Below are 14,230 nucleotides of genomic sequence, written 5' to 3' on the forward strand. Positions count from 1 at the left end.
ATGAAAAATATATATAAAAGAGGCAGCGTAGGTTTTATGGCGTTATTGATGTTGTTCTCATCCTCTTGCTCTCAAGATTTTATAGATGTTCCTGCAGAAGGAAATCCTACAATAGGAAGTTACTATGATTCTGACGAAAAACTAGACAATGCGACCAACGGACTTTATGGTTTAGTTTGGTTTAATATGAATAAAGAGGGTTTTTACGGTATTACAGATGTCATCTCTGGTAATATGTATGCCGATATTTATAATGACTTTGGAAAATTTACAGATTTGAGTTTTACAAATACATCAAGATATATTTCAGATTCTTGGAGATCTTGTTTTGGAGCTATTGCAAATTCTAATGCTTATATCAGTAATTTACCGCAGAGTGTTGGTCCAAATGTTAGTAAGGAGGCTTTGAATAATACATTAGGAGAATGCCATTTTATTAGAGCATTTTCTTATTTCTTCTTGGTAAGATTATGGGGAAATGTGCCTATTATCGAAAATAATGCAGACTATTCTAAAAACTACGTTATTCCGAGTAATCCAACTGAAGATGTTTACAAATTCATCGAAAATGATTTAAAATTTGCGATTGCTAATTTAAGAACAAAAAACAGAGGTTCAGATTATGCTGCGAATGCGCATGTATCAAGCGGTTCTGCAAAAGCAATGCTTGCAAAAGTTTATTTATACCAAAAGAAATATGACTTGGCGAGACAAATGGCTCAGGAAGTAATTAACAGTGGTGAATTTAAATTATTAGGAGGTGATGAATTACCGACTAAGTCTTTTGCCGACTTGTTTTTACAAAAAAACAATAATAACGAAGAATCTATTTTTGCTTGGCAATGGACAGGAACTGGAGGGTATTTTGATGGTAATTTCACCAATACATTATTTGCTCCAGAAAACAGATTGGTAGAAACAACGTATTCAGGACAAATTGCACCATCTCAAGATTTAATTAAAAATGTTTTTGAAAATGGAGACAGAAGAAGAATTGAGACTTTTATGCTTCCTGGAGATTTCTATCCAAATTTGACTTACGCCAAAACACTTGATCTAGGTGCTCCAAAAATTCTGGGTTATACTTTTGAACTTCAGTACGAAGCTCAAAAATCTGGTGCAGGATTGAAAAAATATGTTATAGGGAAAGAAAATCTCCCAATAACGGGAGCGTTTAATCCTGTAAATAATGGAGAAAGCAGCATGAACAGCTACATGATGCGTTATGCAGAATTACTATTAATTCATGCTGAAGCAATTTTGGGCGGACAAACAGGCAGTACATCAGATGCACAAGCTCTTCAATCTTATAATGCAGTTCGTAAAAGAGCAGGGCTTGCACCAAAATCAGTTATAACATTCGATGATATTTTTAAAGAAAGACGTGCTGAGCTGGCGTGCGAAGGAGATTATTATTTTGATTTAGGTCGTTTACCTTTTGAAAAAGCAAAAGCGATTCTAGAAGCACAAAATAGAGGAAACAGAGAAGCTGAAAAACATATTACAATCTCGGCAACAAATCTTTTATTACCTTATCCAGCTGACGACTTGACTAAAAATCCAAAATTGACAGAAGTAGTACCATATACTTTTAAATAATTTTAAAAATATAAAACATGAAAAATTTAAAAATTGTTTCATTAGCAGCATGCCTCGCATTAATAATATCATTATTGCTTTTTACTTCATGCTCTAACGATGATAATGCAGATGCTTCCAGCGGAGGACCTGTAATAGAATCAGTAATGCCTTCGGGATATAATCTTGACGGAACTCTTAAGCCGCTAGAGCCAGTAACATTAGTAGATCCGAAAAACTATTATGTTATTCACGGAAAAGGACTTTTGGGTACTACAAAAGTATATTTTAATGATTTTGATACTTATTTTAGACCAACTTTTGTAACCGATACTGACATAATTGTTTTGGTAGATGAAGCGACTCCTTTTGCGAATGCTTCGAATAAACTAAAAGTTGTTACAAAAAATGGAACAGCAGAGTTTGATTTAATGGTTGCGCCTCCAGTGCCAACATTTAGCGGTTTTAATTATATAAATTGTGCAGAAGGTGACGAAGTAATTATAAAAGGTAAGTATTTTCTAGATCCTATTGTTACGCTTTCAGCAACTCCAACACAGCCTGCTGTTCCAGTTGAAGTAATATCATCAACTTTAGAGCAGGTAGTAGTTAAAATTCCTGCCAATGCAGATCATAGATATTTGGCTGTAACCAATATTTCAGGAACAGCAGTTTCAAAAGAAGCAATTGGCACAGCGCTGTATGATGATAAACTATATGGAATGCAATGGGGTGGACCTTGGGCAGGCAAAGGAGTTAATTTTGATTTTGGAGGAGATTCCTATCAAGGAGAAAAATCTTGGCAGTGGGAATTTGCTGGCTGGGACGGTGGAAACTGGGGCTTTAATTTTGATATGACGCCATATAAAGCCTTTAGAATTGCTGTAAAAGGAGCTAAAAATGGACAAGTGAACTTTAATTTAAATGGAGGGCCAAACTATGTAATTCCAGTTACAACAAGTTGGGTTTATATGGAAATTCCGCTGGATAAATTAGGAAATCCATCAAGTGTTACAATGATTACATTCCAAGAGTCTAATAATGACGGTGGTAATACTGTATTGTTTGACGATTTAGGATTTGTATTAAAATAAACATTTCTGTTTTTTGAGTTAGTTTTGTGATATTCCCTAATTTTCAATTAGGGAATATCTTTTTTGTATATCTTTTAATTCATTGAGAATGAAGAAAATAATTTTAATGCTGACTTTGAGTGTTTCCAGTTTTGCTTTAGCTCAAGGCAATACACATAAACAACAAGCTGGAAAATTTGAAGGCCTTGCAATGACTCCGCCAATGGGCTGGAATTCGTGGAATACGTTTGCAACGAATATTGACGAAAAATTAGTAAAAGAAACTGCTGATATAATGGTTTCTTCTGGTTTAGCGGCTGCCGGTTACAATTACATTGTCTTAGACGATGGCTGGATGACACACGAACGTGATGCAAATGGCGATTTAGTTCCTGATCCACAAAAATTTCCAAACGGAATGAAATCACTGATTGATTATGTGCATGGTAAAGGATTAAAATTCGGATTGTATAATTGTGCAGGAACAAAAACCTGTGCAGGATATCCAGGAACAAGAGGTTATGAATATCAAGATGCTCGATTTTATGCCAAGCTTGGAATCGATTTCTTAAAATACGATTGGTGTAATACCGAAGGAATTACCGCTAAAGAAGCCTATACAACAATGAGCAATGCATTAAAAACAGCTGGAAGACCAATTGTTTTTAGTCTTTGCGAATGGGGCGATAATCAGCCTTGGGAATGGGGAAAACCAGTTGGAAACCTGTGGAGAATTTCGGGAGATATCTATCCTTGTTTCGACTGCGAATTCAAGCATCCAGAAAATTGGTCGTCTTGGGGATTTATGAAAATTGCCGATATGCGAAAAGACATTCGTAAATATTCTGGCCCAGATCATTGGAATGATTTTGATATGATGGAAGTTGGAAACGAAATGAATGATATAGAAGATAAATCGCATTTTGCAATGTGGTGTATGTTGTCGTCTCCATTATTTACAGGAAATGATTATCGAAAAATGTCTAAAGAAACACTGGCAATTTTGACCAATAGGGAGTTACTGTCTGTTAATCAAGATAAGCTTGGAATTCAAGGATTCAAATACACTGTTTTAGATGGAGTAGAAGTTTGGGTAAAACCGCTTTCTGATGGAGCTTGGGCAGTTAGTTTTATCAATAGAACTGAAACTTCAAAGAAAGTTAATTTTGATTGGAATAAAAACAATTTCAAAGATGCCGATTTCGGATATGAAGCGGATTTTAATAAGACGACATTCAAAATAAAAGATCTTTGGAAAAATAAAGAAGCAGGAAATACTAAGAAATCTTTTAGTGCAGCAATTGCTTCACATGATGTTATAACTTTAAAACTAATTCCTTAAAACCTAATATTATGAAGTTGAAGCTTTGGTATGTCACTTTTTTTCTTGCAATGTTTAGCAGTATTTCGAATGCACAATTCGTAAAAAAGCACGGTCAATTAAGTGTTCAGGGAACGCAGCTTGTAGATAAGAACAATAATCCTGTTGTTCTTCGCGGACTAAGTTTTGGCTGGCATAGTTTATGGCCTCGATTTTATAATGAAAAAGCAGTAAGCTGGTTAAAAAAAGATTTTAATTGTAATGTGGTTCGCGCTGCAATGGGTGTAGAACTCGGAGATCTTTCCTATATTAATAATCCGCAGTTTTCTAAAGAAAAAATAGAAGCAGTTGTAAATGGCGCCATAAAATCGGATATCTATGTAATAATAGATTGGCACAGTCACAATATCAACTTAAAAGAGGCGAAAGTATTTTTTGAAGAGATGTCAAAAAAATATGCTAAGTATCCTAATATTATATATGAAGTATTTAATGAGCCAGATCATGAAACTTGGTGGGAAGTAAAAAATTATGCGGAAGAGGTAATTAAAGTCATCAGAGAGAACGATCCTAATAATATTATACTCGTTGGCTGTCCGCATTGGGATCAAGATATTGATCTTCCTGCCCAAGACCCAATTACAGGTTATACTAATATAATGTATACCATGCATTTTTATGCTGCCACACACGGAAAAGAATTAAGAGACAGAACAGACGCGGCAATCAAAAGCGGACTCCCCGTTTTTGTTTCAGAATCAGCAGGAATGGAAGCATCAGGAGATGGACCTTTAAACTATCAAGCTTGGCAGGAATATATAGATTGGATGGAATCTAGAAAGATAAGCTGGATTACTTGGTCGGTATCTGATAAAGATGAAACTTGTTCAATCCTAAAGAAATCAGCTAAATCTGAAGGGAAATGGCAAGACGAAGATTTAAAAGAATCTGGACTTAAAGTTCGAGAATATTTAAGAAAGTATAATAAGGTAGACTAGAAAATAATTGTCTGTTTAAAAAAGAGCCTGTTCAAACTTGAGCAGGCTTTTTTGTTTTTATGAACTTTTTATTTAAGCATTTGAGCTTGTAAAAGTGATGATAAAGGTGGTTTTCCTGATTTTATTTTTGTAAGAATTAGTTTCGCTGGTTTTTAACTGTTTTTTAATTGATACGAGAATATGACTTTTGTTCTTTTTTGTATTGTTTTTGATTAACACCCCCTTTTATTTTGGGGTTGTTTTTGTTTTAAGGTTATTTTATAATCGTTTTATGTCAGTTTTTAGCTTTGTTTTTTAATCAAACCCTGTTTTTTTAATTGTTTTACTTGAAATTCTGTTGTTGAATTTTCAAAAAAAAATATCGATAAATGTCAAATAACGATTATTGTTAATTTAATTTTTGTAATCCGTAATTCTTCGTCTAAAACGTCAAAAAAGTACTTTTGAATTATTCTACTCATACAAAAGTTAATAAATTCGCTAATGAAAATGATGATGTTTTAGAGGGCGGAAATAGGTTTTAGAAATGACTTATACTATTAAATAGATATATAAAAGATTAACTAACCAGAATCAATTAATAACTAAAAACCAATTTAAAACATGAAAAAAGTATTTCACATTTTAGCCGCGATGTTAACAAGTTCTTTTGCTTTTGCCCAAGAAGATGAAGCAGCCGCTCCACCAGCAACCACCTGGGGAGGCTCTGCAGATGCGTACTATAAATATGATTTTTCAAAACAGATGAATGGATTAACGAGCTTCACCAACTCGCAAAATTCATTCGAACTAGGAATGGCGTCGATCGAGGCAGGTCATACTTTTGGAAAAGCTTCTGTTTTTGTAGACTTAGGTTTCGGAAAAAGAGCAGCAGAGTTTTCATATAATGAAACACCAGATAAAGATGTAAGTGCAAAATTTTTAATTAAACAATTATTCTTTACATACAATTTGACTGATGAATTTAAAGTAGTAGCAGGTAGTTTTGGAACTCATATTGGATATGAAGTTTTGGATGCCGTAGATAACAAAAACTACAGTATGTCTTATGCTTTTTCTTATGGGCCATTTTTTAATACAGGGGTTAAAGCGCAATATACTGCTGGTAAATTTACAGCTATGTTAGGAGTAACAAATCCAACAGATTTTAAATCAGCGATGGATGCGGGTTCTTATCAAAAAACGTTCATAGGGCAGGTAGGATATATAGGAGATACAGGAAGTGCTTATTTGAATTTTACAACAGGAAGTACTAATCCAATACCAGGAAGTGTAATTCCAGTATCAGACGAAAATAAAACTCAGTTTGACTTGACTGCTTCTAAAACAATTAGTGATAGTTTTGGTCTTGGGTTAAATGCAACTTACGCTAAAACTACAAACGATTTTGATAGTGCTTTAGATGGTGAGTGGTTTTCAATAGTTGGATATGCTAATTATTCATTCAGCCCATCATTGCTTTTAGCTTACAGAATGGAATATTTTGATGCTAAAGATGCAGCGCCAAGTATGGGAACATTAACAGGATCTAGTGTATTTGCAAACACAGTTTCTTTAAATTACAAAGTTGGAAAGCTTACAATTATTCCTGAGCTTAGATACGATGCGGCGTCTGAAGATATATTCTTAGATAAAGATGCATTGCCAACAGGAGGAAGCTTCTATGGTTTAATTGCTACAACATACTCTTTCTAGAGATAAAGATTGATATTTTTTTTTTTTTTTTTGGAGCTGTCGAAACATACTAATGTTTTGGCAGCTTTTTTATTGGAAGAGGTTTGTGAATTGTGAATTGTAAATTGTGAATTGTGAATTGTGAACTGTGAATTGTTAGTTGTTAGTTGTTAGTTGTTAGTTGTTAGTTGTGTCACTTAAAGCTCTTAGTGGGTCTATTCTAACAATATTTTGTAGAGACGCGCTGCAGTGTGTCTTCTTTTTATAAATCAATTTCTTGTATATTCTTTCGCTATTTAAATAAAAAAAACGCATTTCTAAAACTTAGAAATGCGTTGCTTATTTTAAAATTGAATCTTATTTATTGAACTTGTTTTTTGTAAATCGAATAAATAGTATCAATTGTCTTTCTGTCTAAGGTTGAGGTTGCGTCGGTTTGAATATAATGTAATTTAAATGCCTGAATTGCTGCAGTTAAATTTTTAGTATTATATCCAATTATTCGTAGCGCAGGTTCGATTTTAAAATCGAATGGTGCAGGTTCTAGAATTTCATCCGGCCAGATTCCGAAACCTTTTTCGGCAAGTGTTTTCCAAGGAAATAAAGCACTTGGGTCTTGTTTTCTCCCTGGAGCAATATCGGCGTGACCTAAAAAGTTTTGAGTCGGAATGTTATAGTCTTTTTTCAGCTTAGTCAGCAAAGCAACAAGACTGTTGATTTGTGCCTCTGTAAAAGGTTTGAAACCATTATTGTCTAATTCAATTCCGATAGAGCAGGAGTTTAAATCTGTTGTTTTTCCCCAAGTAGAATTTCCGGCATGCCAAGCTCTAAGGTAATCGTTAAGCATTTGTACTACTTTTCCATTTTCAGAAATCACATAATGTGCACTAACCTGAGTTTTTGTTTTTGTAAAAGTATTAATAGTCTGCTGAAGCGAATCTTGAGCAGTATGGTGAATAATAACGAAACTTGGTTTTCTTAAATTAAAGTTTACGGTACCAATCCACTCTGTATTAATTCCATTTACTAAATAGGTAGAACCAGTTTTAGATAAAGTATCTTTTATAATTCCTAATTGTTGTGCATAAGAAGTATCAATTACAACAGGAGTTGCAGGAATTGGTTTTGCTTCTTTGTTGGTAATCTGGTTTTCTAAAGTTTTTAACTGCTGGTCATATGCTTTTTCCGTATTCTTATACGGATTTGTAGAGCAAGAGCTGATTATAACAGCTAAAATAAGATAACAAAAATGTTTTTTTGTCATAATTCGTTGTTTATGGTTTTAAACGATTATTCTTCGATTTTCGTATCTGTGTTTTCTTTTACTTCTGTATTTTCTTTAGATTTTTTTGAGTCTTTGTCTTTTTTCTTTTTAGATTTTCCTGTTTTGCCTTCTTTTAGTTTCTCCATGAAAGTCTTGTACTTCTCTATTTGATCTGGATTTAAAAAAGAGCCAATTTTTTTATCAGTACTTTCTCTTAAAGCTTTTATCTGCTCAATTTTTTGCTCTTGACTGCTGCTTTCATTTTTCAATAAAATACCTTGTTCTCTTAAACTGTCTGTCAAAACATTTGTAATAGCAATCGCTTGTAAGTCATCAAGATTTACATCAGGTTTCATTTGTTCGACAATTTTACCAGCCGTTTCTTCAACAGGAATTTCTTTAGGTTTACTTTGTGAACCTTGCTGCTGTCCTGCCATCATACTTCTGTCCATTCCGCCGCCTCTTCCGTAACCGTTGCCATAGCCATTACCGTAACCATTGTTGTATCCGTTTCCATATTGTGCAGAGGCACTATCGAAAAAGAATAGGCTTAAAACTAAAATAAATAAAGTTTGAATTGGTTTCATAAAAGTATCTTTTATCTAATGTTAACTATTGTTCAGCGTAAATTTAAGCAGGTTCTCCGTATAAATCAAATTCTGTAGCTTCAATTATTTTTATATTAACAAATTCACCTGTTTTTACGTAATGTTTAGAAGCATCAATTAATACTTCATTGTCAACATCAGGGCTGTCAAACTCTGTACGTCCAACAAAATGTGCTCCTTCTTTTCTGTCGATAATACATTTGAAAGTCTTTCCTACTTTTTCTTGGTTTAAATCCCAAGAAATTTGAGACTGTAATTCCATAATCTCATTTGCTCTAGCTTGTTTTACATCATCTGGAACATTGTCTTCCAATAAATAAGCATGAGTATTTTCTTCGTGAGAATAAGCAAAACATCCCATTCTGTCAAATTTCATTTCTTGAACAAAATCTTTCAAAATTTCAAAATCCTCTTGAGTTTCACCTGGATAACCAACAATTAAAGTAGTTCTAATTGCCATTCCTGGAACTGCAGCACGGAAATCTTTTAACAACTGAGTTGTTTTAGCTTGAGTAGTACCACGACGCATCGATTTTAAAATCGAATCCGAAATATGCTGTAACGGAATATCAATATAATTACAGATTTTTGGTTCGCGTTTCATTAATTCCAAAACATCCATTGGGAAACCAGTTGGATAAGCATAATGAAGACGAATCCATTCTATGCCTTCAACTTTTGCTAATTCTTCTAAAAGTTCCGCAAGATTTCTTTTTTTATAAAGATCAAGTCCGTAATAAGTTAAATCTTGAGCAATCAAGATTAACTCTTTAACGCCGTTTTTAGCCAAACCTTGAGCTTCTTTAACTAATTTTTCAATTGGCTGAGAAACGTGCGAACCTCTCATTAAAGGAATTGCACAAAAACTACACGGTCTGTCGCAGCCCTCTGCAATTTTTAGGTAAGCATAATTTTTTGGAGTCGTAGTCAAACGCTCTCCAAGTAATTCATGTTTATAATCTGCTCCTAGAGCTTTTAATAATTGAGGTAATTCTGTAGTTCCAAAATATTGATCCACATTTGGAATTTCTTTTTCTAAATCTGGTCTGTAACGTTCAGATAAACATCCTGTAACGAAAACTTTATCTACAAGTCCTCTGTCTTTTTTATCGGCATATTCCAAAATCATGTTTACCGATTCTGCTTTTGCATTATCAATAAAACCACAAGTGTTGATTACAATAATGTTTCCTTCTTTTTCTGCTGGAGCTTCATGTTCAACTTCTTTTCCATTGGCACGCAGCTGACCCATAAGGACTTCACTGTCATAAACATTTTTTGAACACCCAAGAGTGATTACGTTAATTTTGTTCTTTTTTAAAGACTTGGTTCTCATACTTTTATAAATTGGAGTGCAAAATTACACTTTTTTTATTCAAACACACTAGTTTCAACATGTTTTAGGTGTTTTTTATGAAGCGGATTTTGCTTTTAGGATATTATTTTGAGATTAAAAATAAAAATGATCTTAAATTAGGAGTAAAAAAAAATCCGTTCAGTAAATACCAAACGGAAATTTTCATTCATCTATTTATTCTTAATTACAATTCAAATAATAAAGTAAGTGTTACATTGTTTAGTTTTGAAGACAGGTTAGCCCCATCTGTAAAACCTGTAGCAAAAAATCCTTGATTCGATTTTCTTTCTAAATAAGAGTAAGCTAAATCTAATTTAGTGCCTCCAAAATTGTAACCCAAACCACCAGAATAGCTGGTTAAATCTCCCACAGTAGTTCCATTTTTGTACGGACTTCCTTCGAAACGATATCCAGCTCGTAAACTTAATTGATTAATTTTATATTCACCACCAATACGAAGCTCTCCTGTACTAGTTAGATTATTATTGATATCGCTGTTGATTCCTCTGAAACCAGCATCATTTGTAGGTTTGAATTTTGCATTTCCGTAATTTTTTACAGCATAATCAACACTTAATAAACCTGATTTTCCAAAAACATACGCAGCGCTAAAAGTCCATTTGTCTGGAGTTTGTAAAGTGTATGATTCGTATACATTTACAATATTAGGATTCACATTCGCATTTAAAGGTTGTCCGCCATCTGCTTGTCTTGTCGTGTAAATGCTTTGTGAAGTTTCATCATATAGCTCGTACCAAGTATTCGATTCGTAAGCAACCCCTAGTCTAAAAGCATCAGTTACTTTTCCTATAGCTCCAAGCTGGAAAGAAAAACCATTTCCGTAAGTATACAATTCATTATTGAAACGTAAATTTGAAATAGTTTCATAAGGTTGTAATGGATTGCTGTTGTCTTCGTAAAAACTTGTGGATCTTCTATAGTCAGTTACGTGAACATTTAAGTTGGCTCCTAAATAAAGTCTATCTCGGTATGAAGTTGCAATATTAAAACCTACTTTACTGTTGTAACCTCTAGTATGGATTTCGTTTTCTTGATAATAATTTCCTCCGGCAGGAACATTACTAATGTATTGAGTATTTCCTGGTGTATTGGTAACAGGATCAATAACATGTCCCCAATATCCCATATAAGCTTGTTGCTCCCTATAGTTTAAGTCTCTATAATCTAATCCATCAATATCTTGTAAAGGAATTCCATTTGCAAACTCCAAGAAATAACCATCTACAGAATTAGTTGGGTTTGTTCCAGCAGAGAAAATATCATTATTAAAATTATTTGTATTCTCGTATGTCGCTCCAATAGCAATTTTATTCCAACCGTTGTTAGGATTACGATCTTTAAAAACAAAAACACCTCCCGCTTGATTCAAAATAAAAGAGTTTTCTTTATCTGAAGTTTGAGTTCCAAAGTACTCAGAATTATTTTTAATGTTTTGATTGCTAAAGGATATTCCGACTTGATTGGTATTAAAAACTGCAGAACCAGCTGGGTTGACGCTTAAAGATGATAAATCTCCTCCAACAGCACCGAAAGCACCGCTCATCGCTCTAAATCTTGCAGTTCCTGTTAGATTGTCTTGAGAATAACGCAAAGCATCTGAAACTTCTTGAGAATATGACGCGCTGGCAGTTAGTCCTGTTATAAGTAGGAAAAGTATTTTTTTCATTTGGATAAGTTTTAGTTTGAATTTAGTTTAGTGAGAAAAAATTATCTTCTTCCTCCGCCACCGCCAGATCTCATACCGCCGCCACCGCCGCCGCCAGAAGATCTCATGCTTCCACCGCCACCGCTGTTCATTGAACGTGATGGACTGCTAGGAGTGTAGCTTCTTGATGAACTGCTGTTGTTGCTATTGTTGTAATTATAGCTTCTGTTTGTCGTAGTGTTACTATTGTTGTAAGATCTTCTAGAGTTACTGTAATCTACACTATTGGTATTAGCTCTTCTATTTGTAAATGACGGACTAGTTCCTGCATTCATATTAGATCTTCTAAAGTCAGTATAACCATTAGATCTGTTTGTTGTGTAGTTTCTATTGGTTGTGTAACTTCCTCTGTTAGTAGTGTAGTTTCTATTTGTTGTAAAACCTCTGTTAGAAGTATAGCTTCGGTTGTATGCATAATTTCTGTTTCCATAATATGCGGCAGAACCTCTTCTTCCGTAAGTATAGTTATAGTTGTTGTAGCCGTAGTAACCGCCTCCCCAATATCCTGGATAGCCCCAGCCTGGTCCCCAGTATCCTGGATAACCCCAGCCTCCCCAGTAACCTGGGTATCCCCAGCCCCAGTATCCGCCATAGCCCCATCCGTAATAAGGATAGCCCATTCCAAAGCCAAATGACCATGATGGGTTTGAGTATAAGTTTACAGAAACGTCAGAGCTACTGCTTCCCCATGCAGGATAAGCTACAGAAGCTGTTTGAGTACTGTCATTTTCTGAATAATTGGTATAATTGTCAACGTCAGTAAAAATTTCTGTCGGTTGGTTATCATCTTGCAGTGATCTGAAATAATCTTTGTATTGATTGTTTGTGCCATTAGACTGCTGCACATATCTGTTTGATGAAGAATTACCGTATACACCATCATTGTCATGATAAGATGAATTTTGGTAAGAACCACACGACGCAAGTAATAAACTCAATAATCCAATTAAGTAAAAATGATTAGAGTTTTGGCGAAGAGAAATGTTAGTTTTCATATCTGTGGTGTTTTTTATTGTTGCACATTACAAAAATAGTTAGTTTTGTCAAACTATTTAGTTAAAATTATTAAAACAAAATTTGTGCCAAACTATATAATATGAGTAAGAACCTCACTACAAGATCAGAAGATTATTCGAAATGGTATAACGAGCTGGTTGTAAAAGCAGATCTAGCTGAAAATTCAGGAGTTAGAGGCTGTATGGTAATTAAACCATACGGATATGCTATTTGGGAAAAAATGCAGGCTGAATTAGATCGCATGTTCAAAGAAACTGGACATCAAAACGCGTATTTTCCTTTGTTCGTACCGAAAAGCATGTTTGAGGCTGAGGAGAAGAATGCTGAAGGATTTGCAAAAGAATGTGCTGTTGTAACACATTATAGATTAAAAAACGATCCAGAAAAACCTGGAAAATTAATGGTTGATCCTAATGCAAAGTTAGAAGAGGAGCTTATTGTTCGTCCTACTAGTGAGGCAATTATTTGGTCTACCTATAAGGGATGGGTACAATCATATAGAGATTTGCCTTTGTTGATAAACCAATGGGCTAATGTCGTTCGATGGGAAATGCGTACGCGTTTGTTTTTGAGAACAGCTGAGTTTTTATGGCAGGAAGGGCATACTGCTCATGCTACTAAAGCAGAAGCTATTGAGGAATCTGAAAAAATGATGAATGTTTATGCTGATTTTGCAGAAAGTTTTATGGCAATTCCGGTAGTAAAAGGTTTTAAAACTGAAACAGAACGTTTTGCAGGTGCAGATGAAACTTATTGTATTGAAGCTTTAATGCAGGATGGAAAAGCATTGCAGGCTGGTACTTCTCACTTTTTAGGTCAGAACTTTGCCAAAGCTTTTGATGTTAAGTTTGCTAATGCAGAAGGAAAACAGGAACATGTGTGGGGAACGTCATGGGGAGTTTCTACTCGTTTGATGGGAGCTTTGATTATGACGCATTCTGACGATCAAGGATTAGTACTGCCTCCAAATTTAGCGCCAATACAAGTTGTTATTGTGCCGATTCATAAAACAGACGAACAATTAGCACAGATTTCGGCAGCGGTTAATGAATTGACTGCGAAATTGAAAAAGCTTAAGATTTCGGTTAAATACGATGACAGAACAACTCAAAAACCAGGATTCAAATTTGCTGAATGGGAATTGAAAGGTGTTCCTGTTAGAATTGCTGTTGGTCCAAAAGATCTAGAAAACGGAACTTTTGAGGTCGCAAGACGTGATAATTTGACTAAAGAAGTTGTTGAAGGTGAAAAAATTGTTGAATATATTAATGACTTGTTAGAACAAATTCAAAAAGATTTATTTGACAGAGCATTAAACTACCGCAATACCCATATTACAGAAGTAAATAATTTTGAGGAGTTTAAAGAAGTTCTTGAAGGTAAAGGAGGCTTTTTGTCTGCTCACTGGGACGGAACTGCTGCAACAGAAGAGAAGATAAAAGAATTGACAAAAGCAACAATTAGATGTATCCCTTTAGATGCTGTTGAAGAGGCGGGAACCTGTGTGTTTACTGGGAATCCTTCTTCTAAAAGAGTGCTTTTTGCTAAGGCATATTAAAAAAATATATTTTTTTTTGTGTTAACTATTGTGCAACTAAAAAATAGATGTATCTT

The 14,230-nt window shown here is 34.4% G+C and carries 11 protein-coding genes; 6 read left to right on the plus strand and 5 right to left on the minus strand.

Annotation, left to right across the window (positions count from 1 at the left end):
• From EDB96_RS06495 to EDB96_RS06515, 5 genes are all read left to right on the plus strand, one after another.
• Nucleotides 1-1,599 carry a RagB/SusD family nutrient uptake outer membrane protein gene (locus EDB96_RS06495; protein ID WP_057116844.1) on the plus strand — a complete coding sequence of 533 codons (1,599 nt, stop codon included), beginning with the start codon at nucleotides 1-3 and terminating at the stop codon, nucleotides 1,597-1,599.
• Between the two features lie 17 nt (nucleotides 1,600-1,616).
• The gene (locus EDB96_RS06500) at nucleotides 1,617-2,672 is read left to right on the plus strand and encodes a hypothetical protein (protein WP_134139811.1); all 1,056 of its coding nucleotides are present in this window, start codon (nucleotides 1,617-1,619) and stop codon (nucleotides 2,670-2,672) included.
• 88 nt (nucleotides 2,673-2,760) lie between these two features.
• A complete protein-coding gene (locus EDB96_RS06505) occupies nucleotides 2,761-3,993 on the plus strand; it encodes a glycoside hydrolase family 27 protein (RefSeq protein WP_134139812.1) in 1,233 nt (410 codons plus the stop codon).
• A gap of 11 nt (nucleotides 3,994-4,004) precedes the next feature.
• Entirely contained in the window at nucleotides 4,005-4,970 is a 966-nt protein-coding gene (locus tag EDB96_RS06510) for a glycoside hydrolase family 5 protein (RefSeq protein ID WP_134139813.1), read from the plus strand.
• A 603-nt stretch (nucleotides 4,971-5,573) separates the two neighbouring features.
• Nucleotides 5,574-6,665: an outer membrane beta-barrel protein gene (locus EDB96_RS06515; RefSeq protein ID WP_134139814.1), complete on the plus strand. Its 1,092-nt coding sequence runs from the start codon at nucleotides 5,574-5,576 to the stop codon at nucleotides 6,663-6,665.
• 340 nt (nucleotides 6,666-7,005) lie between these two features.
• Here the strand turns inward: EDB96_RS06515 and EDB96_RS06520 are convergent, their stop codons facing one another.
• From EDB96_RS06520 to EDB96_RS06540, 5 genes are all read right to left on the minus strand, one after another.
• On the minus strand, nucleotides 7,006-7,908 hold the full coding sequence (locus EDB96_RS06520) for an N-acetylmuramoyl-L-alanine amidase (RefSeq protein WP_134139816.1): 903 nt from the start codon (nucleotides 7,906-7,908) through the stop codon (nucleotides 7,006-7,008).
• 26 nt (nucleotides 7,909-7,934) lie between these two features.
• Nucleotides 7,935-8,495, minus strand: coding sequence for a hypothetical protein (locus EDB96_RS06525; protein WP_057116838.1), 561 nt, complete (start codon nucleotides 8,493-8,495; stop codon nucleotides 7,935-7,937).
• A gap of 43 nt (nucleotides 8,496-8,538) precedes the next feature.
• Nucleotides 8,539-9,852 carry a 30S ribosomal protein S12 methylthiotransferase RimO gene (rimO, locus tag EDB96_RS06530; protein ID WP_057116837.1) on the minus strand — a complete coding sequence of 438 codons (1,314 nt, stop codon included), beginning with the start codon at nucleotides 9,850-9,852 and terminating at the stop codon, nucleotides 8,539-8,541.
• A gap of 205 nt (nucleotides 9,853-10,057) precedes the next feature.
• Complete coding sequence (locus EDB96_RS06535; protein WP_134139817.1) at nucleotides 10,058-11,560, minus strand: OmpP1/FadL family transporter; 1,503 nt, start codon at nucleotides 11,558-11,560, stop codon at nucleotides 10,058-10,060.
• 41 nt (nucleotides 11,561-11,601) lie between these two features.
• Nucleotides 11,602-12,594 carry a hypothetical protein gene (locus tag EDB96_RS06540; RefSeq protein WP_134139819.1) on the minus strand — a complete coding sequence of 331 codons (993 nt, stop codon included), beginning with the start codon at nucleotides 12,592-12,594 and terminating at the stop codon, nucleotides 11,602-11,604.
• A 101-nt stretch (nucleotides 12,595-12,695) separates the two neighbouring features.
• Between EDB96_RS06540 and proS the strand changes: the two genes are divergently transcribed.
• Nucleotides 12,696-14,174: a proline--tRNA ligase gene (proS, locus tag EDB96_RS06545; RefSeq protein ID WP_134139820.1), complete on the plus strand. Its 1,479-nt coding sequence runs from the start codon at nucleotides 12,696-12,698 to the stop codon at nucleotides 14,172-14,174.
• Nucleotides 14,175-14,230: the final 56 nt, after the last annotated feature.

The organism is Flavobacterium sp. S87F.05.LMB.W.Kidney.N (assembly GCF_004366435.1).
Classification (GTDB): domain Bacteria; phylum Bacteroidota; class Bacteroidia; order Flavobacteriales; family Flavobacteriaceae; genus Flavobacterium.

Excerpts from the sequence above, each read along its gene's own strand:
- EDB96_RS06500 (WP_134139811.1), top strand. The coding sequence starts at position 1,617 with ATGAAAAATTTAAAAATTGTTTCATTAGCAGCATGCCTCGCATTAATA.
- EDB96_RS06505 (WP_134139812.1), top strand. The coding sequence starts at position 2,761 with ATGAAGAAAATAATTTTAATGCTGACTTTGAGTGTTTCCAGTTTTGCT.
- EDB96_RS06510 (WP_134139813.1), top strand. The coding sequence starts at position 4,005 with ATGAAGTTGAAGCTTTGGTATGTCACTTTTTTTCTTGCAATGTTTAGC.
- EDB96_RS06540 (WP_134139819.1), bottom strand. The coding sequence starts at position 12,594 with ATGAAAACTAACATTTCTCTTCGCCAAAACTCTAATCATTTTTACTTA.
- EDB96_RS06520 (WP_134139816.1), bottom strand. The coding sequence starts at position 7,908 with ATGACAAAAAAACATTTTTGTTATCTTATTTTAGCTGTTATAATCAGC.
- EDB96_RS06535 (WP_134139817.1), bottom strand. The coding sequence starts at position 11,560 with ATGAAAAAAATACTTTTCCTACTTATAACAGGACTAACTGCCAGCGCG.
- proS (WP_134139820.1), top strand. The coding sequence starts at position 12,696 with ATGAGTAAGAACCTCACTACAAGATCAGAAGATTATTCGAAATGGTAT.
- EDB96_RS06515 (WP_134139814.1), top strand. The coding sequence starts at position 5,574 with ATGAAAAAAGTATTTCACATTTTAGCCGCGATGTTAACAAGTTCTTTT.
- EDB96_RS06495 (WP_057116844.1), top strand. The coding sequence starts at position 1 with ATGAAAAATATATATAAAAGAGGCAGCGTAGGTTTTATGGCGTTATTG.
- EDB96_RS06525 (WP_057116838.1), bottom strand. The coding sequence starts at position 8,495 with ATGAAACCAATTCAAACTTTATTTATTTTAGTTTTAAGCCTATTCTTT.
- rimO (WP_057116837.1), bottom strand. The coding sequence starts at position 9,852 with ATGAGAACCAAGTCTTTAAAAAAGAACAAAATTAACGTAATCACTCTT.